Source organism: Peribacillus sp. NPDC055009 (assembly GCF_053608705.1).
The window spans coordinates 15,293-40,914 of record NZ_JBSGVZ010000020.1; the positions used below are offsets into that span (position 1 = coordinate 15,293).

Annotated in this window: 31 protein-coding genes and 4 pseudogenes; 29 read left to right on the plus strand and 6 right to left on the minus strand. The window is 36.2% G+C overall.

Annotation, left to right across the window (positions count from 1 at the left end; all coding sequences use genetic code 11):
* Positions 1–148 precede the first annotated feature (148 nt).
* From ACWF5P_RS22475 to ACWF5P_RS22585, 23 genes and pseudogenes are all read left to right on the plus strand, one after another.
* Positions 149–577, plus strand: a complete 429-nt coding sequence (locus tag ACWF5P_RS22475) for a YwqH-like family protein (protein WP_434169495.1) — start codon at positions 149–151, stop codon at positions 575–577.
* Positions 577–867 (plus strand): YwqI/YxiC family protein, encoded by a 291-nt coding sequence (locus ACWF5P_RS22480; RefSeq protein ID WP_434169496.1) that lies wholly within the window; start codon positions 577–579, stop codon positions 865–867. The genes ACWF5P_RS22475 and ACWF5P_RS22480 overlap by 1 nt, the downstream gene beginning before the upstream one ends.
* Positions 864–2,876 (plus strand): T7SS effector LXG polymorphic toxin, encoded by a 2,013-nt coding sequence (locus ACWF5P_RS22485; RefSeq protein WP_434169497.1) that lies wholly within the window; start codon positions 864–866, stop codon positions 2,874–2,876. The genes ACWF5P_RS22480 and ACWF5P_RS22485 overlap by 4 nt, the downstream gene beginning before the upstream one ends.
* Positions 2,877–3,287 carry an immunity protein YezG family protein gene (locus ACWF5P_RS22490; RefSeq protein WP_101221985.1) on the plus strand — a complete coding sequence of 137 codons (411 nt, stop codon included), beginning with the start codon at positions 2,877–2,879 and terminating at the stop codon, positions 3,285–3,287.
* Positions 3,288–3,672: 385 nt separating this feature from the next.
* The gene (locus ACWF5P_RS22495; RefSeq protein ID WP_434169498.1) at positions 3,673–3,954 is read left to right on the plus strand and encodes a hypothetical protein; all 282 of its coding nucleotides are present in this window, start codon (positions 3,673–3,675) and stop codon (positions 3,952–3,954) included.
* The gene (locus ACWF5P_RS22500) at positions 3,908–4,237 is read left to right on the plus strand and encodes an RNase A-like domain-containing protein (protein ID WP_434169659.1); all 330 of its coding nucleotides are present in this window, start codon (positions 3,908–3,910) and stop codon (positions 4,235–4,237) included. The genes ACWF5P_RS22495 and ACWF5P_RS22500 overlap by 47 nt, the downstream gene beginning before the upstream one ends.
* A 17-nt stretch (positions 4,238–4,254) precedes the next feature.
* A complete protein-coding gene (locus ACWF5P_RS22505) occupies positions 4,255–4,554 on the plus strand; it encodes a contact-dependent growth inhibition system immunity protein (RefSeq protein ID WP_434169499.1) in 300 nt (99 codons plus the stop codon).
* A gap of 220 nt (positions 4,555–4,774) precedes the next feature.
* On the plus strand, positions 4,775–5,095 hold the full coding sequence (locus ACWF5P_RS22510) for a hypothetical protein (RefSeq protein ID WP_434169500.1): 321 nt from the start codon (positions 4,775–4,777) through the stop codon (positions 5,093–5,095).
* Between the two features lie 5 nt (positions 5,096–5,100).
* Positions 5,101–5,568: a polymorphic toxin type 15 domain-containing protein gene (locus ACWF5P_RS22515; RefSeq protein WP_434169501.1), complete on the plus strand. Its 468-nt coding sequence runs from the start codon at positions 5,101–5,103 to the stop codon at positions 5,566–5,568.
* A gap of 19 nt (positions 5,569–5,587) precedes the next feature.
* Entirely contained in the window at positions 5,588–6,136 is a 549-nt protein-coding gene (locus ACWF5P_RS22520; RefSeq protein ID WP_434169502.1) for a T6SS immunity protein Tdi1 domain-containing protein, read from the plus strand.
* Between the two features lie 326 nt (positions 6,137–6,462).
* A complete protein-coding gene (locus ACWF5P_RS22525; RefSeq protein WP_434169503.1) occupies positions 6,463–6,930 on the plus strand; it encodes an antitoxin YezG family protein in 468 nt (155 codons plus the stop codon).
* A gap of 325 nt (positions 6,931–7,255) precedes the next feature.
* Positions 7,256–7,555, plus strand: coding sequence for a hypothetical protein (locus ACWF5P_RS22530; protein WP_434169752.1), 300 nt, complete (start codon positions 7,256–7,258; stop codon positions 7,553–7,555).
* A complete protein-coding gene (locus ACWF5P_RS22535) occupies positions 7,479–7,649 on the plus strand; it encodes an AHH domain-containing protein (RefSeq protein ID WP_434169504.1) in 171 nt (56 codons plus the stop codon). The genes ACWF5P_RS22530 and ACWF5P_RS22535 overlap by 77 nt, the downstream gene beginning before the upstream one ends.
* Positions 7,597–7,959 carry an AHH domain-containing protein gene (locus ACWF5P_RS22540; protein ID WP_434169505.1) on the plus strand — a complete coding sequence of 121 codons (363 nt, stop codon included), beginning with the start codon at positions 7,597–7,599 and terminating at the stop codon, positions 7,957–7,959. The genes ACWF5P_RS22535 and ACWF5P_RS22540 overlap by 53 nt, the downstream gene beginning before the upstream one ends.
* Positions 7,959–8,447, plus strand: a complete 489-nt coding sequence (locus ACWF5P_RS22545; protein WP_434169506.1) for a hypothetical protein — start codon at positions 7,959–7,961, stop codon at positions 8,445–8,447. The genes ACWF5P_RS22540 and ACWF5P_RS22545 overlap by 1 nt, the downstream gene beginning before the upstream one ends.
* Positions 8,448–8,461: 14 nt before the next feature.
* A complete protein-coding gene (locus ACWF5P_RS22550; protein ID WP_434169507.1) occupies positions 8,462–8,641 on the plus strand; it encodes a hypothetical protein in 180 nt (59 codons plus the stop codon).
* A 112-nt stretch (positions 8,642–8,753) separates the two neighbouring features.
* Positions 8,754–9,221 (plus strand): immunity protein YezG family protein, encoded by a 468-nt coding sequence (locus ACWF5P_RS22555; RefSeq protein ID WP_434169508.1) that lies wholly within the window; start codon positions 8,754–8,756, stop codon positions 9,219–9,221.
* A gap of 343 nt (positions 9,222–9,564) precedes the next feature.
* Positions 9,565–9,819 carry a hypothetical protein gene (locus ACWF5P_RS22560; RefSeq protein ID WP_434169509.1) on the plus strand — a complete coding sequence of 85 codons (255 nt, stop codon included), beginning with the start codon at positions 9,565–9,567 and terminating at the stop codon, positions 9,817–9,819.
* Between the two features lie 99 nt (positions 9,820–9,918).
* Positions 9,919–10,212: pseudogene (locus ACWF5P_RS22565) on the plus strand (DNA/RNA non-specific endonuclease); the annotation flags it as partial.
* Positions 10,205–10,674, plus strand: a pseudogene (locus tag ACWF5P_RS22570) (antitoxin YezG family protein). The pseudogenes ACWF5P_RS22565 and ACWF5P_RS22570, both read left to right, overlap by 8 nt.
* A 739-nt stretch (positions 10,675–11,413) precedes the next feature.
* A complete protein-coding gene (locus tag ACWF5P_RS22575; protein ID WP_434169510.1) occupies positions 11,414–12,124 on the plus strand; it encodes a hypothetical protein in 711 nt (236 codons plus the stop codon).
* A 16-nt stretch (positions 12,125–12,140) separates the two neighbouring features.
* Positions 12,141–12,650 (plus strand): Imm6 family immunity protein, encoded by a 510-nt coding sequence (locus tag ACWF5P_RS22580; RefSeq protein WP_434169511.1) that lies wholly within the window; start codon positions 12,141–12,143, stop codon positions 12,648–12,650.
* Positions 12,651–12,866: 216 nt separating this feature from the next.
* Entirely contained in the window at positions 12,867–13,361 is a 495-nt protein-coding gene (locus ACWF5P_RS22585; protein WP_434169512.1) for an immunity protein YezG family protein, read from the plus strand.
* A gap of 133 nt (positions 13,362–13,494) precedes the next feature.
* On the opposite strand, the gene ACWF5P_RS22590 is transcribed toward ACWF5P_RS22585, so the two are convergent.
* A complete protein-coding gene (locus ACWF5P_RS22590; protein WP_434169513.1) occupies positions 13,495–14,409 on the minus strand; it encodes an ABC transporter substrate-binding protein in 915 nt (304 codons plus the stop codon).
* A gap of 588 nt (positions 14,410–14,997) precedes the next feature.
* Between ACWF5P_RS22590 and ACWF5P_RS22595 the strand changes: the two genes are divergently transcribed.
* Positions 14,998–15,210 carry a hypothetical protein gene (locus tag ACWF5P_RS22595; protein ID WP_434169514.1) on the plus strand — a complete coding sequence of 71 codons (213 nt, stop codon included), beginning with the start codon at positions 14,998–15,000 and terminating at the stop codon, positions 15,208–15,210.
* 368 nt (positions 15,211–15,578) lie between these two features.
* Here ACWF5P_RS22595 and ACWF5P_RS22600 read toward each other — a convergent pair whose 3' ends face one another.
* From ACWF5P_RS22600 to ACWF5P_RS22610, 3 genes are all read right to left on the minus strand, one after another.
* Positions 15,579–15,758, minus strand: coding sequence for a hypothetical protein (locus ACWF5P_RS22600; protein ID WP_434169515.1), 180 nt, complete (start codon positions 15,756–15,758; stop codon positions 15,579–15,581).
* Between the two features lie 316 nt (positions 15,759–16,074).
* Positions 16,075–17,286, minus strand: coding sequence for a SpoIIE family protein phosphatase (locus tag ACWF5P_RS22605; RefSeq protein ID WP_434169516.1), 1,212 nt, complete (start codon positions 17,284–17,286; stop codon positions 16,075–16,077).
* A 22-nt stretch (positions 17,287–17,308) separates the two neighbouring features.
* A complete protein-coding gene (locus ACWF5P_RS22610) occupies positions 17,309–18,130 on the minus strand; it encodes an alpha/beta fold hydrolase (protein ID WP_101221993.1) in 822 nt (273 codons plus the stop codon).
* Between the two features lie 980 nt (positions 18,131–19,110).
* Between ACWF5P_RS22610 and ACWF5P_RS22615 the strand changes: the two genes are divergently transcribed.
* From ACWF5P_RS22615 to ACWF5P_RS22635, 5 genes and pseudogenes are all read left to right on the plus strand, one after another.
* Positions 19,111–19,320, plus strand: a complete 210-nt coding sequence (locus ACWF5P_RS22615) for a hypothetical protein (RefSeq protein WP_101221994.1) — start codon at positions 19,111–19,113, stop codon at positions 19,318–19,320.
* A 158-nt stretch (positions 19,321–19,478) separates the two neighbouring features.
* Positions 19,479–20,441: a peptidoglycan-binding protein gene (locus ACWF5P_RS22620; protein ID WP_434169517.1), complete on the plus strand. Its 963-nt coding sequence runs from the start codon at positions 19,479–19,481 to the stop codon at positions 20,439–20,441.
* Between the two features lie 155 nt (positions 20,442–20,596).
* Positions 20,597–20,662: pseudogene (locus ACWF5P_RS22625) on the plus strand (peptidoglycan-binding domain-containing protein); the annotation flags it as partial.
* A gap of 202 nt (positions 20,663–20,864) precedes the next feature.
* Entirely contained in the window at positions 20,865–21,782 is a 918-nt protein-coding gene (locus ACWF5P_RS22630) for an acyltransferase (RefSeq protein ID WP_427572529.1), read from the plus strand.
* Positions 21,783–22,153: 371 nt separating this feature from the next.
* Positions 22,154–23,752 carry a phosphodiester glycosidase family protein gene (locus tag ACWF5P_RS22635; protein WP_434169518.1) on the plus strand — a complete coding sequence of 533 codons (1,599 nt, stop codon included), beginning with the start codon at positions 22,154–22,156 and terminating at the stop codon, positions 23,750–23,752.
* A 263-nt stretch (positions 23,753–24,015) separates the two neighbouring features.
* On the opposite strand, the pseudogene ACWF5P_RS22640 reads toward ACWF5P_RS22635, so the two are convergent.
* Together ACWF5P_RS22640 and ACWF5P_RS22645 are read right to left on the minus strand one after the other, a co-directional pair.
* A pseudogene (locus ACWF5P_RS22640) lies at positions 24,016–24,599 on the minus strand (TetR/AcrR family transcriptional regulator).
* 7 nt (positions 24,600–24,606) lie between these two features.
* Entirely contained in the window at positions 24,607–25,359 is a 753-nt protein-coding gene (locus ACWF5P_RS22645) for an alpha/beta fold hydrolase (protein ID WP_434169519.1), read from the minus strand.
* Positions 25,360–25,622 lie beyond the last annotated feature (263 nt).

Genomic DNA, 25,622 nt, shown 5'->3' on the forward strand with positions numbered 1-25,622 from the left:
TGTAGGAACTTTTGTATGCCAATCTTCTCTTTTAACTGACAAAATAGCATATTTCTCCCTATTTAACTCTCGGACTATAATCCTTATAATATTAAATAGGAAAATATGACATTTAGTGTAGGATTATACTGTTTCTGAGGTGAGTTTCATGGTATATGCAGACATTTTGAGTAATATACACTCTGCTATCTCCAGTAAAAAAGCTGATTTAAATGTGAAAATTGATCGATTAGAAAATGCGAAAAACGATATTATAAAAGAGCAAAGCATGTGTCTTAACGAGATTAGGAAAATAAAAGACCCTGAGCTTGGTGGCAGCTGGACAGGGAACCGTTCGGATCAATTTCAGGAAGCCCGTCATGATGCCTATAATGTGATGTTTAGTATCATTCATGACGATTATGATGATTACCAATGGAAAATCGAAGCGATGATTACAAAGCTGAATGCAGAGAACACGCTTCTGAGCATAGCGGGGAATATAGCCCAAGAAGCCGATTCCCTTTTGAGCAAAGGTGAAGAGGCATTTGAGCAGCTGGAAAGTAAAATATCCGATTTAAAAAGGCGGTTGTTTTAATGACGACAATCAAACTGAATCATCCTGCCGTAACGAAGCAAGTCGATCAGGTGAAGACGGCACTTGGTACAGTCACGCTTGGAAATTTGCCGGCAGGCGTGCTTGGCAATAATAAATTGGAATTCACCTCGAAATGGATCGACCGCGAAACGAACTTGGAGAAGGTCTTTGAACAATATATTAAAATCGTCCAGAAAAATGTGGAAGATACCCGTGCCAACATTGACTTATTAAAAGAACAGGATGAAGCCATTACCCATACGTCTTCACATGGGTATCCTACGCGATGAAGATATATGAAGCCGAGACATTGACGGCCGCAACCAAGTCGCGCGCCAAGCAATATGAAGAACTAAAGAAGGAAGTCACAGCCCTGAAAAAGGAATTTCAGGGCATCGTCGGCCTGGATAACGAGTTTCAGGGAGCCGGTGCTGCCGCCATCAAAAGCTTCTATGAAGCACAAATCGAGGTGGCGGACGCCTGGATGGAACTATTCACGACCCAAATCAGTTTTTTGGAAGGCATACAAGCCACCCTGGAAGAGGCGGACCTCTCCGGAAATACGGTGGTCGAGGTTCCCTTTTTAGACGGCGAAGTGTCAAACGGCATCAACCAAGCGAAATCGCTTGTCGATGAGCAAGCGAACGATCTCCAAAGAATCCTGAACAGCATTGACGATATCCTGCCTCTTGATATGTTCGATCAAAAGGACTTTAATGAAAAAATCACGCTGGCCGGACATAGACTGGATGACACCGTGACAAAGGTCGAGAATGTCGACCGGCAATTGGTCGAGGAATATGATGTGTCCGTCGGGCAGGAAAACGTGGCCGTTGGCCTCTTCCGTGCCTTGCTTGATGCCACCAAACAGGACGGCCACGTTTCGCCGATGACATTCAACCAATCGGCATTCAAGAGCAGTGACGTCTATCAAGTGAAGGATGAAGTCGCCGGTCAGATGAAAGACTATCAAACCTTCAAAAAGCAGCAAGCCGAAGCCCGGAAAATCGAACAGGAAATGGAAGAACTCGAAAACCGCCCATGGTACGAAAAGGCCTGGGATACGACAAAAACCTTTACAGGGGAATTTACGGGGTATTATGATTCTATCAGGGCCTCGACCGGAGTCGATCCAGTAACGGGCCGCAAGCTGTCCGATGCCGAACGAATCGCCGCCGGCGCCATGGCAGCAGCTGGTTTCATCCCCGTCGTTGGCTGGGCCGGCCGGGCCATTAAAGGCGGCAGCGCCATCTACAAAACGGCCAAAGGACTCAACGCAGCGAACCACGCGCTCGATGCCTATAAAACGACAAAAGGCTTTAGCCTCCTCCAGAAAACCGAATACGGGATATACGGACTCCTCGCAGCCAACGGCCTCGGCGAAGCGGCCACAGGCAAAGACATGTTCGGCAACCAACTGACCGAGGAACAGCGCCAGAACGGGCTGTTGATGGCACTCGGAATCGGCGGTGTGGCAGGTGCTGCTAAAGTCGCTGATAAAGTAGCTGATAAAGTAGCTAGTGGAACAAAGTTCGTCCCTTACAGCAAGGAATTTGCGCAAAAGCAGGTTCAAAAGGTTCAAGCTACAATAACAGACATAGCGAGATCAGGAAAAACCACGTTAAAAAATATAGGTGAAGCAATCGGTAAAAAAGAAATCCCTAAACGGATAAGTATGGAACAAGTATCCCTCGCAGGAGGACCAACCCTTCGCCAAGTTATGATGGAAAAGCAGACAATTAAGGAAGCCTATCAGAAATTTGCGGTGAAGGATAGCAAAGTAGAGGCTGCTTCAGGGAAGAGTGTTCCTAAGGGTATAGATAACGTTAGATATGGTGAACAATACACGAAAGTAAATCGTAAGAAGACCTTAAAACCCAATGTAGAGTATACAACAAAAGAAGGATATAAATATACCACTGATGATAACGGACGTATTGCGATTGCTGAAGCTAAATTAGAATTGGGTAAAGCAAAACGAAATCCTTATGCCCAAAGAAAGGTTGGAGGAGACGATAGACTATCAAACGATGATGGTGGACATTTAATTGCAAGTATCTTTAAAGGTTCTGGTGAAATAGATAACTTAGTACCAATGAATGCTACTTTAAATAGGAGTGAATATAAGACTCTAGAGAATACATGGAAGAAGGCTTTAGTAGAGGGTAAAGAAGTAACCATTAAAGTAAAACCCATATATGAGGCACAATCAGCTAGACCAAGTGAGTTTAAAATCAACTATGTAATAGATGGTAAAAAATATTCAGATAGATTAACTAATTATTTAGGAGGTAAGTAGATGGAAACCAAAATAATGGAGCAGACATATCAACAAATTGCGAATACATTAATTAATATAATTCCAGAGGATTGGAAACAAATCTTTTTATACGCTGAATTTAGAGAAGGTTATAAAAAAGTTTTTTTCTATTATTACCCTGAAACTGGAGGGGAACCAGTATATAGTCTGGATATAACAGATTTATTTAATGTTGATGAGGAAGAGTTTGATGGGCTTGATGATGATTTGTATAATTATTTTTCAAGATTGCGTGAAGAATTTAAGGAGCAAGAACAGGAACTATGGACAAACCTAACTTTCATTTTAGATAACACAGGAAAAATGAAAATTAATTATGGATATGAGGATATTTCAGAACTTAGCCCAGTAGAAAAACAAGATAAATGGGAAGCTGAATATCTAAAGTAAAACATTATATAGAATGAAACCCCTTGATTGGCTAAACACCTTTCAAGGTTTCTTTTTTTTGGGAGCTACCTAGTGCCGAATAAATAGTTTGGTACTAAGAGAGTAGAGATAACACTTATTAGTTATAAATAATGTTTGACAAAAATTTATCGTACATAAAAACAACTTTAAAAACAGGTACCCTATTTAAGCCCTATGGGTACCTCAGATAAAAGGCCGTCAGGTCTAAAGTGGTACAAAGTTCATCCCTTACAGTAAGGAATTTGCGCAAAAGCAGGTTCAGAAGGTTCAAGCTACAATAACAGACATAGCTAGATCAGGAAAAACCACGTTAAAAAATATAGGTAATGAAATAGGTAAGAAAGAAATCCCTAAACGTATAAGTGTGGAACAAGTTTCCCTTGCAGGAGGACCAATCCTCCCCCAAATTATGATGGAAAAGCAGACAATTAAGGAAGCCTATCAGAAATTCACGGTGAAGGATAGCAAAAAGGAGGGAGTTTCAGGGGAGAGCATTTCTAATGGTATAGATAATGTTAAACCAGGAGATAAGAGTTCTCTTGCACCTGTTGGTGGTCTGGCTGTACATGAGTCAAGAGGTGGGCATTTGATTGAAAGACATGTTGGGAAAACTGATGAAGAATTATTTAGAAAGGATAAGAAATAATCCAAGAATTACTGGTTCTTCTACTTTTATAGATAGGCATACAGCTGAGAAAGTTGCTTATACAGTCTTAAACAATCCCAAAAATATTGAGAAAATACAAAAGTGGCTTTCAGAACCTAATAGTAGACCTACATTACCATTAAGATACAAGGGTGATGGAGAGATAATTGGTAGAAGTGTAGCAAGAAACTCCGAAGTTGTAGAGAATGTTACAAATGCAAAAATTGTACTTAAAAAGGATTCAAACGGTAATTTTATTCTAACAGGATATCCAGAAAAATAATGAAGCGAGGAATTTAAATGGACGAAAGTTATGATTACTTAGAAGAGTTAGAAGATTTTTTAGGTGGAACATTCCACCAGGATATTAGTTCGCCTGAACAAGCATTAGCTGAGTTTATAAACGAAGCTAATAAAGAATGTTTGCTTTTTACAATAAAGTATTGTGACGAATTTCTAACTAGTAATAGAACAAAACAAGAAAAGGAAAACTATATTCAAACTAATGCTGAAATTTATTATCCCGCAATTGGATTAACTCCTATACAGTGGCTTAATAAAGTCGTAGAACAAATAAAAGAAGCTGTGAATTCAAAATAGAATGTTTTTCATAGAAAACCTTGGGTGGAAAATAAAAGGACCTTAACAACTTATGTTAGGGTCCTTTTATTATAAATAACTGAAGGACTTTAGCCTCCTCCAGAAAACCGAATACGGGATATACGGACTCCTCGCAGCCAACGGCCTCGGTGAAGCAGTCACCGGCAAAGACATGTTCGGCATCCAGCTGACCGAGTAACAGCGCCAGAACGGCCTGTTGATGGCACTCGGGATTGGCGGTGTGGCAGGTGCGGCCAAAGTCGCCGATAAAGTAGCGAGTGGTACAAAGTTCATCCCTTACAGTAAGGAATTTGCGCAAAAGCAGGTTCAGAAGGTTCAAGCCTTCAGCAGGGAAATCGGCAAGGTGGAAGTACCTCTCCGGATTAGGGTCGAAGAATTAGCTACGGCGTATGGAAACAACTATAAACATGTCACATTTGATAAAACGACGATTAATGATATCGTGCAGAAGTTTGCGGTGAAGAGTGATGGTGGTATGGGTACAGGCATGTTATACATGTCCAAAGAATCTCAGAAATAGAGGTTATGTTCAAGCAAAATCCAAAACACAATGCAGAAGAATTCGCTAGACAGTTAAAAGACCAAGAAAAAGGGTTGAATGATTTAACTATTGATGAGTATTTAAAAAATAGAGAAAGATATATAGAAGAAGGAAGTGCTATAGAAGGGAATGCAGTTCAAAAGGCTGCAAGAGTAAAAGCTTATTTAGATAAAGTTGATGAGTTAAGGGAGACAGGCTTATCTAGAAAAGAATCAGAAAAGCAGGCTACGGTATGGATAATTGAACAGGCTGCTTTACATAATCCAGATCAAATTGCGGGTGGCAATCCACTTGACATTGGTGGAATGGGAGATAAAAAGGTTAATTCATCCCTTGGTTCGCAATGGAGATATAGAATTGATGTTATAGATGAACAAATAAAATCTATTGCAGCTAGTATGACGGAAGTGGATAAAAAATCAATATACTTAAATGTGAAATTAATACAATGAAATAGTGGTGATTATAAAAATGTCAACTAATATTTTTGATAACTTTAAATTATTTGAAAAAGAACAAGCAGAAACTATTAATAATTTCAATGGTTCCATACCTGAACAAGTATTAGAAGTGTGGAATAAATTTGGTTTTGGTAGTATTTTAAACGGGTATTTAAATATTGTTAACCCAGAAAAATATCAGGAACTATTAAAGGATGTATATGTAAGAAACGAGGATGCTCTAGTATTGTTTACTACATCAATGGGGGATCTTGTTGTTTGGGAAGATAATAAATATTTAATTTTACTTAATTTTAGAAAGGGTGAAATTAAAGGGATATCGTCCGGTTTTAAATATTTCTTTCCTGATTTAGAAGATGAATCATTTTACAAAGAAATTTTAGATTGGAATCCTTATCCTGAAGCAGTTGATAAATATGGAGAACCAGAATTTGATGAATGCTTTGGTTATACCCCTCTCCTTGGATTAGGTGGACCTGAGAATGTGGAAAACTTGAAAAAGGTGAAACTTATTGAGCATATTTATCTAATTACTCAATTCATGGGACCAATCGAATAAGGGAGAGTCAATGAAGTTGAAAAGATGGTTGATGATTACAAGTGACTATCAAAAGTAAATGAATCCAGGGTCTTTTTTGGGGTTAAGTCAAAAAGCCTAAAACTCAGGGGCTTATCGTTTTTTTCGATAAGCTCTTTTAATTTGATGAAAAAAGAATCCTAAATACTAGAAACTGGTTATATGAGAAAGTAGAAAAGAAATATTAATCCCCAAGTAACAACCCAAGGATAAGACAGATATAGTAACAAAGAAACTAAAATCCTCCCCTACCAGTAAGGAATATTGGAGATAAGGACATTTGAAAATAGATCAGGAGGTGGGTAAGTATGAATGAAATTAAACTTAATAGTATTTATCAACAAATAGCTCAAACTATTAATGAAACTATACCAGAGGAATGGTCAAAGGTATTAATGTACGGTGAAATTGCTGACGGTACCGGTACGGCTTTCTTTTTTTATTATAATCCTAATAGTGAATTGCCTATTTATAGTCATGATACACCTGAAATATATAGTTTAAACGAAGAAGAATATGATAAATTATGGTATCAATTATTAGATGAATTAAAATTATTATCAGATGAATTTAAAAATAATAATCAAGAACAATGGACCAATTTAACTTTTACTTTAGAAAGTACCGGTAAATTTAAGGTTGACTATGATTATGAGGATTTATCCAATGCAGATGATCACGAAAGAAGGGTTATTTGGGAATATACTCGTTTAGGCCTTTTACCCGAATCTGAATATGATAAGAGTATTTTAGAAGAATACCTCAAGAAAGAATAATGGAGGATAAGTAAAGCTTGTTCTTTTTATGACCTTAACGCAAAAGTTAAGGTCTTTTCATTGTTGAAATAGAATATGTATCATCTATCGGTTCCTCAGATAATAGGCCGTGAGGACTTAAAATCATATAGAATTACTTCAGGTAAGGTGGCATAGGAAAAAATTAGCAAGTGGTACAAAGTTCATCCCTTACAGCAAGGAATTTGCACAAAAGCAGGTTCAGAAGGTTCAAGCTACAATAACAGACATAGCGAGATCAGGAAAAAACACGTTAAAAAATATAGGTGAAGAACTAGGCAAAAAAGAAATGCCTAAACGGATAAGTTTGGAACAAGTTTCCCTTGCAGGAGGACCAACCCTTCCCCAAATTGTAATGGAAAAACAGACAATTAAGGAAGCCTATCAGAAATTCACGGTGAAGGATAAAAAAGTAGAGGGTGTTTCAGGGGAGAGTGTTCCTAAGGGTACGGGTAAAGTTAAAAGGCTTATTCCTGGTAGTCCTGGAAAGGTGACAGGAGGTAGTTCTACAAAATTAGGGGAAAATATGTTTGAAGAAATGGGTCTACCTAAAACTACAAAAAGAACGCCCCTATCAAGCACAACATATTATTCCAAAGGAATTTAGAAGTCATCCTGTATTAATAAAAATAGGAATGGATATGGACGATGCCTCAAATGGATTTTTTCTTCGAGTACCTGATGCTGAGTACAACTTCTAGACATAAAGGATATCACCCAGTTTATAGTAATTTTGTAAGAAAAAAATTAGACGAAATAGATGCTAGTCAAGATATATCTAAAATAGAAATGCAAGTTTTTGAATTGCAACAAAAGTTAAGAACACTTCAAGAAAAGGGATTACCATTATACATGAAAGATGCTTATCTTGAAATTGAGCTTAAGAGGATAAAAGAAATTGGGTTGGAACAGTATAAAATTGAAAGAATGGAAAAGGAGATTGGAACCCCTGTATGGAAAAGAGGAGGGGGAGCAACAGTCGACCTATGGGAAAGGTGGTATAATAAGTAATGAATTATGGTATATATAATAATTTTGTTGAAGAAGTGATACAATTTTCGAAAAACTTTCAAGGAAAACTTTCTAATAATATTTCAGATAAAATTGTTTTTATTAATGATATAAAAACAGCAGAGCACTTAGCTTATGATGAAATATTTGGTGAAGACGAATATAATTGGAAAGATATCAGGGAATTAGAAATGAGTGAAGTTTGGGGTAGTTATTATGCAATGCCAGAAGATGAAAAGCCGGAGGGATTGGAAGCATTCTTAGAAATAATCTCTAAGAATGTAAGAGAAAGCCCTTTTGAATATAATTTATTTTATAACGATGTTGTGGCTGATCTTACTAATTGTGCTATCAATAGAGCAATAAATGGAAAGAATAGTTCCTTTTTTGAAGAATTATTTGACATATATCAATTTGGTGCTTTTCCTTGCGGTTGGAATGGTGATTATCCAGATGGGAAAATTGTTGCGTATAAATTGAAAAAATGAAATGAGTATTTCAAGTGGTTGAAGTGATTGATGACGAAACGTTAAGAATATTAGGTGAAAATGCAATTGAATCTGGTTATTTTAATATTGAAAGTCTAAATAATGTAAAAAAATACTTATTGGAAAACTACTCATTAAACGATAATATTGAAAACTATAATTATATAAAAAGGGGTAGTTTACCGTTGTTCTAACAACATAAAATAGACCTTCTTCCTAAGGGAGAAGTTTTTTTTACTTAACAATACTTATTAGGTGAACCTGAGAATGTTAAGAAAAATTGAAAATAGAGCAGGGGGATAAAAAATGAATGAATCAAAACTAAATGAATATTATCAGAAAATAGCTCAAACTGTAAATGAGATGATTCCAGAAGGATGGAGTAAAGTAATTTTGTATGGAGAAGTTAATGAGGGGACAGGGACTGCGTTCTTTTTCTATCAGTCTAATATTAATGATAAACTCATATATAGTCACGATATCCCTGAATTACATAGTATTAGTAGAATAGAGTATAGAGATACATGGCGGAGGTTAATAAAGGTTTTAAAAGAATTATCAGATGAATTTAAAGATAATAATCAAGAACAATGGACCAATTTAACTTTTACTTTAGAAAGTACAGGAAAATTTAAGGTTGACTATGATTATGAAGATTTATCAGATGCAGATGATCACGAAAGAAGGGTTATTTGGGAATATACTCGTTTGGGTCTTTTACCTGAAACTGAATATGATAAGAGTATTTTAGAAGAATACCTCAAGAAAGAATAATGGAGGATAAAAAAAGCTTGTTTTTTTGTATGACCTTAACGGTAAAGTTAAGGTCTTTTCATTGTAGAAATAGAATATGTATCGTTTTAAGTTATATCGGTCTTCTCAGATAAAAGGCCGTTAGGTCTAAGAATATTTATAGATAAGAATATGGATTTACTGACCTCAGACATCGTGATTAAATACAAGTGGTACAAAGTTCATCCCTTACAGCAAGGAATTTGCGCAAAAGCAGGTTCAGAAGGTTCAAGCTACAATAACAGACATAGCGAGATCAGGAAAAACCACGTTAAAAAATATAGGTGACGAACTAGGTAAAAAAGAAATACCTAAACGGATAAGTATGGAACAAGTTTCCCTCGCAGGAGGACCAAGCCTTCCCCAAGTTGTAATGGAAAAGCAGACAATTAAGGAAGCCTATCAGAAATTCACGGTGAAGGATAGCAAAGTAGAGGCTGTTTCAGGGGAGAGTGTTTCTAAGGGTACCGATAAATCCGTTACTAAAGTTAAATACGGGGAACATTATACTAAGAATGGTCGTAAAAAAGTATTAAAACCAGATGTTGAGTACACAAGTAAGGAAGGTTACAATTATTAAACAGATGGTCAAGGTCGTATTTCTAGTGCTGATGGAACTCTCAAGTTAGGAGATGGCAAAAGAAATAACTATGCCTAAAAGGTTGTAGGAAGAGAAAATAGATTGCCAGATGATGATGGTGGTCATTTAATTGCAAGTATTTTCGAAGGTTCAGGTAATCTTGATAATCTTGTTCCAATGAATGGGAATTTAAATAAAGGTGAATGGAAGAAACTTGAGAATACATGGGCAGATGCACTTAAACAAGGTGATGAAGTGAAGGTAAAGATAACCCCAAACTATAAGGGGGACTCACAACGTCCAGTAAGTTTTGATATTAAGTATAAAATTGGTGATGATGAATGGGAAATTAGACGATTTGATAATGTACCGGGGGGAAAGATAGATGAATGAAGAACAATTAGATAGATTATATCAACATATAGCAGAAGTCGTTGTAGACACTATTCCAGAAGAATGGTCTAAGTTTTATTTATACGGTGAGGTAGTTGAAGGAGCTCAGACTGCTTATTTTTATTATTACCCTGAAGGTAGTGATAAACCGATATACAGCCATGAGTTAACTGAACTATTTACAATAAGTGAGCTTGAATACGCAGAAAAATGGCATCAATTAGTAGACTTTATTCAAGAACTTTGGAGAAAGTCTAAAGATAATGGCAAGAGTCTTGGACAAATTTTACTATGGTTTTAGATAAGATAGGAAAGTTTAAGATTGATTTTAATTATGATGATCTTTCAAATATAGACCCTCTTGAAAGAAAAACTATTTGGAAGTATAGGAATCTTGGTATTATGCCTAAAAGCAATTCTGGAAAAAAGTATTTAGAAAAATATCTTTCCAGACTGGAATAAAGTAATAATAAATATTTAAAGCAAGTTAAGGGTGAAAAGAACGATAAATAGAAGATTTGACAGTTTAAATTATGAAGTATTATCACGGGATTAAGCTATAAACTCACGAAATTAAACAAGATCGTTGGATTAAGCATAATATTCGTCAAGAAATACTTATTAAGTTAACTATAAAGCACTTGAATGCCTTATCCTTATAGGCAACAGGTGTTTTTGTTTTTTATGAGATACTTAAATTTTGGACGACATGAATGACGATTTACTGAAGTTCGCAGCTCATGAAGGTTGTCTATGAAGTTTTGTTTTAATACTTGGATAGTGAGGAAAGAACGATAATTAGACGAGACGACATTCACATGGCTGGATGTGCAGTTTAATTAGCTAAATGAGAGATTACCGAATAAGGTGCAACCTGTTTTTCTTTTATATGACTTTAACGGAAAAGTTAAGGTCTTAGATATGAATATGTATCATCTTAAGCTATATCGGGTTACTCAGATAAAAGGCCGTTAGGTCTAAAAAATATTTCTATAGATAAAAATATGGATTTACTGACCTCAGGAAGGTCGCTGATTAAGTAGAAAGTGGTACAAAGTTCGTCCCTTACAGCAAGGAATTTGCGCAAAAGCAGGTTCAGAAGGTTCAAGCAACAATAACAAACATAGCGAGATCCGGAAAAACCACGTTAAAAAATATAGGTGAAGAACTAGGTAAAAAGGAAATTCCTAAACGCATAAGTGTGGAACAAGTTTCCCTCGCAGGAGGACCAAACCTTCCCCAAGTTGTAATGGAAAAGCAGACAATTAAGGAAGCCTATCAGAAATTTACGGTTAAGGATAGCAAAGTAGAGGCTGCTTCAGGGGAGAGTATTTCTAAGGGTACGGGTGAAACAAAGAACCTTAGTAGTACTGGAAATAGGATAGAGGTTGGCAAAGTTGATTTGGATGAATTAAGGAAAAAGTGGAATGTTCCTGAGAGTAATACAATAGCTGTGGGTAGAACAGATATCAAAGGACTTGAAGATTTAACTTTTAAAGGAGGATCTCCAGAAGTAAGTAAAGAAGCAGGGTTACCTTCATTAGAAGAAATCTTACCTAATAGGGATATTAGGGCCCCGTATGATCATTTAAAAAACCCTAAATTAGCACAGTTCACAAGACATGCTGAAGAAGGAGTTTTAAATGAATTTGATTCTGTCGTCAAAAAAGCAGGAATCGAACCAAGCGATATTACAGGAACTTTAAGAATTCACCAATCTAATCCGAGAGGTGTTTGTAATAAGTGCAGTAAAGGATTACTGAAACCCTATCCAATTGAAAAAAGTGGTATATTTTATCAAGCTAGCAAGAAATATCCCAACCTAACAATAGTCGTAACTTTGGAGATTAATGACAGTGTTAAAACCAATGGTTTGCTCTCTTTTGTTTTAAAAGATGGGAAAATCGAATAAATATAAGGAGGAACTTATGGAAAATAAATTATTTGATAATATACAAAGTGAAGTAAAAGTGGGCTTTGTATTAACTGTTGCTGAAAGAGTATTTTCTGTTATCAGTAAAGACGATGAAAGATATCCAGAAGGGAGAGAAGCATTGGATAAATGTTGGTTATGGGTAGAATCCCATGCTGTAACTGGGGATGAACTGTATGAGCTTATTGATAATGCAGACTATACAGGAATCTCAGAATTTGCTGAGGAAGAAGAAGAAATGAATATTGCTAGACTATGGTCACTACTAGTTGATGCTGTTGCTTATACATCTTGGGAAGCTTTTAATTTAGAAAAAGTAAAATATTTACCACAATCACTGGAAGGTATTCATGCAGATAGTATCACAATCTTTTTAAATAGTGCAGTTGAAACCAGTTTTCTCAAAGTAGATGAAATTGAGAGAATGGAATCAGTTCTTCATGATTATCTGTGTACAGATAATAAAATCCTAATAAATAGAGAAGAATTTATAAAATTATTTTAAACATGTAATAAACCTATGGATTTGTCTGTGTTACGTACTTCAAGATTTACAATAGAACTTTTAGCATATTAATAATTTCGTTTGTTTATGAAGGTGATAACTGGTAAAACCAGTTATCACCTTCTTTATTCCTACGTATACAGATTATAACTTTTGGTACGGGCTGTTGTTAAAAACTACTAAGAACATTTGAAAATAGAGCAGGGGGATAAAAAATTGAATGAATCAAAACTAAATGATTATTATCAGAATATAGCTCAAACTGTAAATGAGATGATTCCAGAAGAATGGAGTAAAGTAATTTTGTATGGAGAAATTACTGAGGGGACAGGGACTGCGTTCTTTTTCTATCGCTCTAATATTAATGATACACTCATATATAGCCATGATATCCCTGAATTACATAGTATTAGTAGAAGGGAGTATAGAGATACATGGCGGAGGTTAATAAAGGTTTTAAAAGATTTATCAGATGAATTTAAAAATAATAATCAAGAACAATGGACTAATTTAACTTTTACTTTAGAAAGTACAGGGAAATTTAAGGTTGACTATGATTATGATGATCTATCGGATGCAGATGATCACGAAAGAAGGGTTAATTGGGAATATACTCGTTTTGGTATTTTACCTGAATCTGAATATGATAAGAGCATTTTAGAAGAATACCTTAAGAGTATGACCTTAACGCAATGGTCTTTACATTGTTGATATGAAGATTAGCTAGAATTTATATTTAGCACTTGATTGCCTTTTAGGCAAAAGTGCTTTTTGTTTTTTCGAAGATACAAGTTTAAAACACATTAAAAAAGGAATTCTCATTTAAAGAATTCCTTTTTGCATATTATTTGTCAAGAAATGATTTTTCGAAAAATTTCAGAAGATGCTCTAAAGTGATTGGATCACTGTAGGTGGATGCTTTACTATTTATTTCAAATATACGATCGTTTTTAACAGCAGGTATATTTTTCCACGTTTCGGTCTCCACAAATGAGTTAACCACATCTGGGTTTTTACTAAAGATAATATAATCTCCAGTATACTCAGGAAGCACTTCAGATGAGAGTACATAAATGCCGGATTTAAGTGCCTTTTCTTTTACTTTTTCAGGCATTTTCAAATCCATTGCTTGATACAATATTTCAGTTCCGCGGGCATAATTATTTCCAAATACATAAAACTCCTTAGCATCATTTTCAATCACAGAAACGGTTGCATCTTCACCAATTTTTGCACGTATCGCTTTTCCTGCGGATTCTGCACGCGTTTCGAAATCATTAACCCATTCTTTTGCTTCCTTTTCTTTATTTAAGAGTTTTCCGATTTCTATTTGCTGTGATAAATAATCTAATTTTCCCCAAGTGAATACTACAGTTGGGGAAATTTCATTTAGCTTTCCAATATTTTTCATTTCGGATCCCGCTATGATTAGATCCGGTTCCAGTTCAATGATTTTCTCGAGGTTATCTTCTGATACGACTTCCACTCCCTTTAGTCTTTCTTTAAAAAGGGGATTCATATTAGTCCATTGGTCTATCCCAACGACATTACCTTCTAAAGCCAATACATTAGGTCCATTAGAGAGAGCAATTATTCTTTTTGGTTTTTTAGGAATCTCAATAGGGCCAGTTTCTGATTGATATGTAACTGTTTCTTTTTTAGTCTTGGATGCATTATTATCGTTCGCTGTCTCTTTGTTCCCGCAAGCACTAAGAATAAGTACGAACAAGAGTAGGAAGGGGATGAATAGCTTTTTCATTCTGATTTTGCTCCTTATTAATTATAGAGTAGGTTAAAAACATACCAAAAAATGTCTAATTAATAATGATATTCATTTTCAGTGACTACATCAATATATTAATGGTAATGATAATCATTGTCAATAACTTTCGCCAGATGGCTAAACTCTGTGAACTACAAAATTGCGGTGTTCGCAATCATCATTTTCTGCCTGCGTCGTTAAATACTTGATGTTGAAGTCTTCCGTTAAATTTTGATTAATCTATAATATTCAATTTGATAAGTAATTGTTTACATAACTATATTATGGTCTAATCGTTGAGAGGTCATATATATTTAAACTAAAATTTGGAAGTGTATATAATTCTATAAATATAGTATAGAAAAGAAGAATTATATGAAAGTTAAAAAAAGGATTTTTAATAATCGTGTTAGCAAGTTTTTGTCTTTTATTACTAAACATTTCGACACCGGCTTCAGCTCATGTGACCAAATCAAAAAAAACGGTATTAACGAGTGAAGATGGATCAATAATATTAACTCAAATAAAAAAGGATGTATGGGTTCATACAACATACGGAAATCCAAGGTAATAAGGTCGGTGCGAATGGCCTTATTATTTGGTGATATGATATTCGCGCTTGAACAAAAGAATTCTGGAATCATTGATGAAGCTAACATGGAAGCTTTGCCAAATGCGATGAAGAATTTAATGTATGTTTATAATGATGCGAAGATTGTTATTCCTGGCCATAAAACTTGGGGAGATTTCAGTTTGCTTCCACATACATTGGAAATTGTCCAGAATCATGGAAAATGAATTGATTTGCATTCAGTCTAAACTTTTAGCAACTTGTCCACACCTTCCATCAGTCCATGCATATACAATAGTAAGGAGGGTGTTAGGATGGAGATAAATTGTTGTTATGAAGAAAAATGTTTTGAGAACAATGACCCAAGTACAGTATGGTTTCCTGGAAAGCGTTGTAAATGTAAGTGCAAATGCAAAAAAAACAGGCGCCGTTTTTATTAATCACTAAATGAATGCCTGGACATAAGTTGTTCAACAGAGGCAGGCCTAGTGGCTGCCTTTTTTATTTGGACATGCGTGGTATATATTAGTGGAATTGCGCTGAAATATATAAAGATGAAAAAAACACTCAACCATGTTGGCTGAGTGTTTTTAAGCTAGTCTTTCTTAAGGATCTGCCTGCTTTGCTGAATGATTTCATTATTTTTATTAATCGCTTCAACATTGTTTAATTTAACATGGTCATTGATCAATTCATTGTCTTCCATATATTCAAGTAACAGTTCGACGGATTTATCCAATAATCTTTCCAGTGGGATTTCCCTTTCTTCTGCCAAACGAGTGAGCCGCATGTTTAAATGAGAAGCGAGTGAAGAAACGAATGGATCTACAAAATTAATGAAAAGCTGGTTAGATCAAATTGAAAGTGTGCTGGTAGCTGGATGATTTTTGGATTGGTTTTTGATAGTTATTTTGCATAAAAAATAGAAGCTATCCAAAATAAATAGCTCCTCATTTGTTTTATTTTATGACAATTACAAAACTGGTCCATTAAGACTCTCGGTTTTCGAACCAACTAAATTAGTATCTACTACCTGAAGTCCCAAGAAATTGAACAGCAGTTTATGTAACGGATAGCACAACCCGAAAGTCTTATTTTAGTTTAACCAAAATAAGACTTTGGTCATCTTTACGTTGGTCAGTGTCCTCTTCATTTCTAAGCGATTGTATAATTTCCTCCTTAAGTGTAGATAAAGGGGCAGCCGAATAGGTCTTTAACAATGAGCATAAACGGTCTGAACCTAGAGGTTCTTCTACTCCATCTGTATAAAGGCACAACTTACTGTCCTTATTGTATGTAAGGGTATTTGTTTTAAAAATAATTTCTTCAAACATCCCGAGTGGAGGCCGATTAGAACGCAACTGATATTGTTTTCCGTTTATATCCTGTAAAAGAACGGAAGGATGGCCTGCATTGATATAATTAATTTCTCTCTTATCAGTATCGATTAGAAGGTAGACGGCTGTGCAGTAATGCCAAGTTTCACTTGTGTTTTTGAATAAAGAATGAAGGTGATCATCTAATTCCTTCATCACAGTTTTCACTTCAGAACCTTTTAAAATTAATCTCTGAAATATGGAATGAAGTGACATGGTTATGAGAGCTGAAGAAAGACCGTGCCCCATCACATCAAGTAGGATAAGTCCATACCGTTGGGCGTCAATTTGATAAAATCCATATAGATCACCTGATAATTGATTGGAACCTTTATAATACGCTTGAATTTCAAGATGTTCATTACTAATAGGAACAGTTAATAGTGTCTCTTGGATTTTTTTAGCAAGATCCATTTCTCTTTCTGTATCTACTTTGTATTTTTCGTTTTTTTCGTTTAATTCACTAAGTTTATCCTTTTGAACTTTCATCGTTTCATGAGCATTCTCTAAATCAGAATAAGCCTTATTCATAGAATTTAGAGCTGTCACTGCCTCTTTTTTCGCTATAAGAAGCTCATTTTCTAATTCGTTTCTTTTTCGCATTGGAATCACCACACACTCAATAATAGTTCTTCCATCACGCTCTCTTTGAACAGCGTTTAGTAACACAGGTATTTCTTCATCGTCTTCAGACTTTAAGGATATGTATATTTCCTCAATGTGATTTTCTAACTTGATCAGAGGAACCAGATAAAGCTGATGAAAGAGTATAGCAGAAGCCGAAAGGATAAAATTAATATGCTGCCCTTGCAATTGATCGAGATTATACCCCAATAATTTAAGTAAGGTTTGATTAACGGATAAAATATCATCTTCTTCTGATAAAGTTAAATATCCGCAGGGTGCCTCATTCAGTTGTTCATTCACAAAAATTCACACCCATCTCTATCTATAAATCGTTTGTCGGAAATTCATCCAAAAACTGTCTAATTAAGAATATCGTCTCTTCAGGATGACTCATATGTGGACAGTGTCCTGTTGCTTTCATCACTTTCAATGTACTATCAGGAAGATGCTTATGAATATATTCTCCTACTGCTGACGGAGCAATAACATCTTCTGAACATTGCAAAATGAGTGATGGTACTTTTACTTTTGGTAAGTCTTTACGGTTGTCTGCAAAAAAGGTAACCTCCGCAAATTGTCGAGCGATAATAGGATCAGTAGAGCAAAAACGATTCTCTAGATCCCGTTTAAGCTCTGGCCGATCTGGATTATTCATTACCGTTCCAGCAAAGGCGGTTGCCCAGCCTATATAATTTTTGTCCATCATATCAATCAATCCTAAAAGTTGTTCTTTTTCGAATCCCCCGTAATAATCATTAGGCAGATTCAGGTAGCAAGGAGAAGGACCAACCAGAACAAGTTTAGAAAAATATTCAGGATGTTTAATTGACGCCAGCATGCCAATCACACATCCAACAGAGTGTCCGACAAATATAGCATCTTTTAGGTCTAATGCGGAACAAACATCAAGTACGTCTTGTGCATACCCTTCAAGAGTACTGTATCTTTCCACGTTATATGCCTGTATATCTGAATTACCTGACCCAACATAGTCAAATAGGATAATTTGGTATTCATCTTCAAAGTCTTTTGCAACTGATTGCCAGACATTTTGATCACAACCAAAACCTGGAGCAAATATCATTGGTCGTGTACCACTTCCTTTAAACTTTACATTATTACGCAATAAAATATTGGGATTCATAATTAGCTCCTTCATTAGAAGATATACTTACTATATGTTAACACTAACCTTATTCGAATTAAAGAATTACACTTTAGTACTAAATCGGAGGAACTTATCTTTAACTTCACCAGGATTTACTTGAACTGAATTGTCTAAGCATCTATTTACCTTAAAAGTTCTGTCATCCTTGTACCATTGTAAGTAATGATCGGTTTTCATAGACTCACATTTGCTGGTCAGTGAGTATGAGGGAACCCATTATCTCCTCAAACCATCATATAAGATCTATTAATAAGCATGAAATAAACATTAATCTACTGATTTACAAAGGCAGTAAGATAAATTTACTTGCTTAAAATGACTTGGAATCGGGGGGAGATTGATACACTTCGTGGAGTTCCAATACTTTAGGAAACTCTTAAATTTACGTATACACGAACTTCTTATACCCGGAAAAGGCCGACAACGTTCCTTTATAATTAGCCTTTGCAAAGCCTAATTATAAAAGGGTTATGTATAGGGAATCCACAAGGGATTTTTTTAATTAGAACGAAATATATGGCCATGATGTGATTCATTCCACTGTTCTAGAGTGTAACTTCTTTTTAGAAAACATTATGTAGAGAGCAAAGATAAGTGGGGGTTAGAGAAGTATGTACTGATCATATGAAGTTCTTTAATTCAATTTATCTATTTTATAATCGTGATAGAAACGCTACAAAAAATATATAACCCTAATTTATGTCTATATTTGAATAGATAAGATGGGGGTTTTTATAATGGTAATTTAAACTTCTCCCTTTTTCTGATTCAAATCCTTCAATATGGATTCACCCCATCTTTAAGAAATTTCTGATGCCTATTTGGAGATCATTAAAATGTGGCTATCTTCAGTTTTTTTTCGCAAAATAATTATTTAAATAATAAATCAATATCGGACGCCTTCTTTATTTTTCCTGTATAATAATACTATATTTTACATTTGGGAGGAATTATTTATGGATCAAGCCAGTAGTTTAATAGGGCTTTTTGCAATCATACCGATTTTGTTCTATTTGGGACTTATTGTATTAAGTGTTTATTTCATAATTAAGATAATTAAATTCATCAATGCAAAGACAAGATTAGACCAAGAAAGAAATGAAAAGCTGGATGAGTTGATAAGGGTAATCGGTAAAGATAAAGAAGATCAAAATATGCCTTTATAATAGATTAAAAGCACAGCCCCATTTAGGGTTGTGCTTTTTTTATTTAAGAACCATGAACCTATACTAGGTCCTCATAAAAGGGCGTTATTTTTGTAACGTCAAGGTAGGTGTACAAGCATTTCCTAATTGGCACCATAACATATTAGGAGGTGATAAAATTGACAGTTAAATTAGAAACTTTATTGGATCGTTCAGAAAAGAATATGGGCAGCGGAATTCATCCAGTCGTAAAAGAATCAGCATTGGAAATGGTTAAACGGGCATACCAAGAAGGAATTTTCGTGCAAATCAGCGCAGGTTATCGATCTATGGATGAGCAAGCAAAGCTATACGGTCAAGGTCGCCTAGGATATTTCTACGATGGTAAAAACTATAGTGATTTATCGAAACCGAGAGTGACCAACGCGAAGCCAGGTCAATCTTACCATAACTTTGGACTAGCCATTGATTATTTCATCGTCAGCGATGATGGAAAGAATGCAATATGGACGGTTGATACAAAATGGAAACGGGTAGCGGCAATTGGTAAATCCTTGGGCTTTTCATGGGGAGGGGATTGGTCAAGCTTTAAAGACTATCCGCACTTGGATATGACGGGCGGACTGACTTATTCGCAGTTAAATGCCGGAGTGAAGCCTAGACTGGTATCAAAAGTGAATGGAACCATTCCACCAGCTACACAAGTCGAATCCGAAGTCATAGTAAAAGATACGCCAGCAAAGGACAGCGGCAATCAAACTATCAAGTCCATTCAAAGGACATTAAATAGCAGGTATAATGCAAAAATAGATGTTGATGGTTATTATGGTCCCAATACTAAAAAAGCGCTGATCAAGGGTTTTCAAACCGAATTGAATAAACAATATGGTGCAAAGGTTAATGTTGATGGAATATGGGGGCCCCTAACAAAAGCAGCTTCACCTAATGTTAGGGAAGGGGCGGAAGGGAATATCACTTATATCCTTCAAGCTGCACTTTATTTGGAAGGGCATAATCCACATGGAATAGATGGTATCTTTGGAATCGGAACGGAAATAGCGGTGAAGGCATTTCAAAGGGCTAATGGATTATCTGCAGACGGGATCGCCGGTGAAAATACCTTTGCAAAATTATTTGGATAAAATATATGAAATGTAATAGAATATAATGCTTAAATGCAATTAGCTTAGCAAAAAAGCCCTTAAAATGAGGGCTTTTTTTGTATGAATAATAGCATTCATTAAAAGTGAATACTCCAATAATTTAAATATCGAGCTGATGATAGATTTAAGGTGAGGAAACGAAAGCAGCTGTGAAAGCTTATCAGAAGCGAAAAAGGTTAGTTGTTGACGGACAACTCTAAAAAAACCTTTACGTATCCTTTAATATCTCAATTTAAATAGTCATGACGTTTCCCAACCATTTCTGTAACTTCACGACTATCTACCAGCAATTGTTCATGGTGATTTACAACCCTTAATTCAATTACCCTTTTTCGGAAATCCGAAGGCTTCAACTTCACAGTTCCTCAGATTTTCTTATGCGGTCTTTGTGGTGAGCTAAAAATGATGTATAATGAAAGCGTTTTTAACACTTTGAAAGTGGGTATGGACAGCATGGAAAGCATTTCTAACATCTTGCATAAACCGGAAACAAATAATGAAATACACTTTATAGGAAATACCGAAGATGAGATTTCGTTTGTGAATAGTAAAATCAAATTTTGGGGTAAAGGAAATCGGTTAATCATTGAACGCGGAGCTGAATTTAAAAATGCAACGCTAAATTTTAATGGCAACAACTCGCTCATAATCATTGGGAAATCAAATCGCAATGCAACAATGAGCGTCAGTGTTTGGAATGATAATACATTTTTCCTTGGTCGCAACTATTCATTTAATGGTTTAGCGAGATTTATTCTCTCTGAGCAAAAGAATCTATTCATCGGTGATGATAATATGTTTTCAAGTGGTGTAGTCGTTCGTTTGGCAGATCCACATTTGATCTACGATGTAACAACTCAAAAACGGATAAATCCAACAAAGAGTGTGTACTTAGGTGACCACATTTGGATTGGACAGGACGTCATGATTCTAAAAGGAGTAGAAGTAGGTACAGGTTCAATTTTAGGTGCAAAGTCACTAGTGGCAAAATCCATCCCATCAAATGTAGCAGCTGCAGGAAGTCCTGCACGTGTGGTGCGGAAAAGTGTTTTTTGGGCACGACCATCTGTACATGCATATACTGAAAAAGAAACAGTTGAATCACAAAATTTCCCAGATGGCCGTTTTGTCTATACGCCAAAAGGCTCGACAGCGAAACATTTTGCGAAAATTGAAGAACAGCTTAATACCGCAATTTCTGTAGAGGAGAAGACTGACATCTTAACGCCTTATCTTAAAGTAACAAATAAGAATCGTTTCTATCTTCCTGTGCCTCCTGAGAAAAAGAAAACATTTTTCGATCGAATCTTTCGCAAATGAGGCAAGAAGTAAATGAATGAATTTATCTCAAAAAATAAATCAAAACTCTGAGTTGTTTTCGTTAACCACAGGAAAATTTTTTGGTCATTGATACACTTAACTTATTACAGACAACTCTACCTAAATGGAAAGCCCGAAAGGCTCTTCGTACATCTATTACATTTTTCTTCAAAGGAAACATTGTTATTTAAGTTATCAAAGTAAAGATGTCCTAAAAGTTATCCTTTCACAAATATGAATTGTAATATTTATCGAGTATTTATGCTCATTTTTGTTCACTTAAAATTGACTGAAATATAATAGTCTTTTTAATTTTCCATCATATTCCTCCAATAAAGTTAAAGCAGGACATAACTTTATTGGAGGAAAAAATGAAAAAATTATGGAAAAAGCCCATTTTGCCTATCGCCACTATTAGTCTAGCATCTGTGATGATTGTAAATGCCATTCCAGAAACTCCAGTTCATGCAGAATTGAATGCTCAATTACATGTGAAGAATCATGTGCTTCCGTTAGGAACACCCAATTTGATTGAGCAAAGAACTTCCATGAATCCAGCACCAGGAGTGACGTATACCAATATCCATCGTGGTGAAGCATCTTCTAAAGACTACTTCACAGTGGATGTGGCATTTGTAAAAACAAAGAAGCAGGCAAAGATATTGTTGGGGAATTTAAAGAGAGATGGTTTCAAAAAAGCTCGTATCATAAGAGAAGCGGATCGGGCCATGGATGATGGGGAAAAAGGTCCACTTGGATACATTGTCCGCATCGGCCAATATCAGCTGGAAGCGGATGCAGCCGAAATGAGAAACAAGTTATCGGAAAAGGGATATTCGGGTCTACGGACTGTGTATACGGGAGAAGACGGAGAGAAAACAACAGGACCATGGGTAGTGAACGTCCTTGAAGTGGATCAGGATCGATTTCAAGGGCATGTGGAACCTGAATTGGCAAATGATACAGTGACAGGGAAAGAAACATTGACCAAAATCGCTGACAGAAATGATGCCATTGCAGGAGTTAATGCCGGATACTTTGTTGTAGGAGAGAAGGATGGAACACCAGGCGATCTTGCCGGTATATTCGTCAGCAAAGGTCAGCTTGTCAGTGAGGCTATAAATGGCCGTTCAGCTCTAATTTTATCTTCTGTTGAAGAGAAGGCAAACATTGCGTCCGTTTCAACGTCAATTCAGGCTACGTCATCTGATGGTGCGGTCAGGGAAGTGGATGGGGTAAATCGGAAGCCAGGATTAATCCGCAATTGTGGCGGTGTTGGAGGAGATACGACAACAGAACGGGCGAAACATGATTTTACTTGTAATGATGAAAGTGAGCTTATCCAATATACGTCCGTATTTGGAGGAAAGACAGAATCGGGCGACGGTGTGGAAGTAGTCGTAAATCATGCCGGAGAAGTGACGGTAATTCGTAACCATCGCGGAGGAGTCATTCCGGGCAGTGGTTCTGTTCTAGCGGGAACAGGGGAGGCAGCAGAGTGGCTTCGTGACCATGCCCGACAAGGGATGAAGATTCAGGTGAAGAGTGAAATCATCGGGGATGCAAAGCTATTAAAATTAGACCAAACCACCAGCATGATTAATGGAGGTCCTCGTTTAATGGAAAAAGGGGAAATTTCCATTAATGCCGTAGAGGAAGGCTTTCACTGGGAAGAAGACCCTGGGTTTTATTATCGTTTTGGGGAGCGCCGTAATCCTAGAACGCTTGCAGGAATCAAAGAAAATGGCAATCTATTATTTGTCACCATCGATGGACGCGCACCCGGATGGAGTGTGGGAGCTAATTTTGAAGAAAGTGCGAAAATCATGAAATCATTTGGGGCAATCGATGCCATCAATCTAGACGGCGGCGGATCGACGACCATGACAGTTGGGGATGGGCGAGTCACAAGACCCTCTGATGCAGCAGGTGAACGCCCGATTGCCGACGGTATAATGTTAGTAGAATAGATGGGCAGAGATTAACGACTTCAATTATCAAATAAACTTAAAATCTCTTCAGATAGGTTTCTGAAGAGATTTTTAACGGAATCATCCGATGATCACAAAGAAGTCAGCTATTAATTGTTTGAACTTCAGGCATAATATAAGGTCTAAAGATAATCATGGGGATTTTTTTTTGTTGAAGAACCTTTTTACTATATTTTAAGCGCTCGATTGTGGAAGTTCCTCATTTAATCTTTATTCAGGATATGACCTATTAAAACGGTAGACTAGCTACAAAACTCCCTTATAATCTGGTTCTTTATTTCTTCTACCGGAAACCCTTGTTGATAGGTGGATATCATCAACATAATACCTTGTAGCACAGATGAAAAATATAACGATCGTTTCCTTGGTTCCTTTTCACCCATACTTTCAAATATTTTACATTGAAACTCAAATTGTCTAGCATTTTCTTCAATAATGAGATGACTGTATTTTATCAGCTCTTCATCTGACTCTGGCTGAGTTTGAAGGTGTAGATAGAAGCGATGGATTTCCGGTTTTTGGTGGATATTATCAATGGCACGATTGATTATATTCAAGCTGTTCACGAGGTGTATTTAAGGCGAACGCTACTTTCATGACTTCCACCACTTCCCTGATTCTGGCTTCAACCATTTCAGAAAGCAGTTCTTCTTTTCCTTTGTAATAGTTATAGAGTAACCCTTTCGAAATGCCCGCCTGATTGGCTATCTCGCTTATGGAAGTAGCGTAATATCCTTGTTTCATAAATAACTCCATGGCTGCAGTACGAATATTTTCTTTTGATGCTTGGCGAATACGGTCATTTTCTTCAGGTTGTACGTGGCATTTTATTTTCAATCCTCCATAAAAGCAGTGAATTCTTCATATAAAACTTCAGAATGGGTGAGGGGCAGCATATGATCCGCATCCTTTATTTCGATGAATCCGATGTTTGGAACCTTACGGAAACGATCGGCAACTCGGAAGTTATCCGCCAAGTCCTTTTTGCCGATAAAAAATAAGGTTTCGGCGTTCAATGCTTCTAATCGTCCTATTGCTGGCGGCTGTGGCCATTTCATGCAGAAATCAGCGGGCCACTTAAGCATGCGCTCAAAATGATGCCTGAGCATTTGAACAATGAGATCTTTGTGCGGACTATCGATTACCACCTGATATGTTGGTGATTGAAGGGCAAGCTCTAACATCTTATCTATATTGGGTGCACTTTCCAATATTCTGTCATGATATTGTTCAAACTCCTTTGAATAGGGAAAACCAGTTAAAGAAGGAGCAATTAACAAAAGTTTCGATACTCTTTCAGGGAAATTAAGAGCGAAATCAGTTGCAATCTGCCCGCCCATGGAATGGCCAATAATCGTTGCCTGATGAAGTTCCAGGTAATTCATTAGTGCCAGTACTTCGTCTACATAGTTTACATGTTTTATAGGGGATGGTGATTTACCGGCACCACGGCCATCAAAAGCAATAACTTTGTAATCCTTAGATAAAAGAGATGCTAAAAATGTCCATTGCCTCAAATCAGTCCCACCACCATGAATAAGAACAACAGGACGACCCTTGCCAGTAATCTCGAAATGTAAATCCAATGCAACCCCTCCATTTTTCACTGAATTTTCAGTTTTGTTTTATTATTGAATGAATGTTTAGTCAATAGAAAATGTAATTTAATTCCTTATGATCTTAGATACTATTTCCATTCCGCATAATGGCGTTAACCAATAGAAAAAGCAAAAATAATTATTGCCCTATTATTGAACAAGCAGGGAAGGAGAGCTTCGGAATCTCTCCATTACCTTTGCAAAAGCCAATTCTAATCGGTTCCTAATTTGTTTATTTCATTTTTCTATAT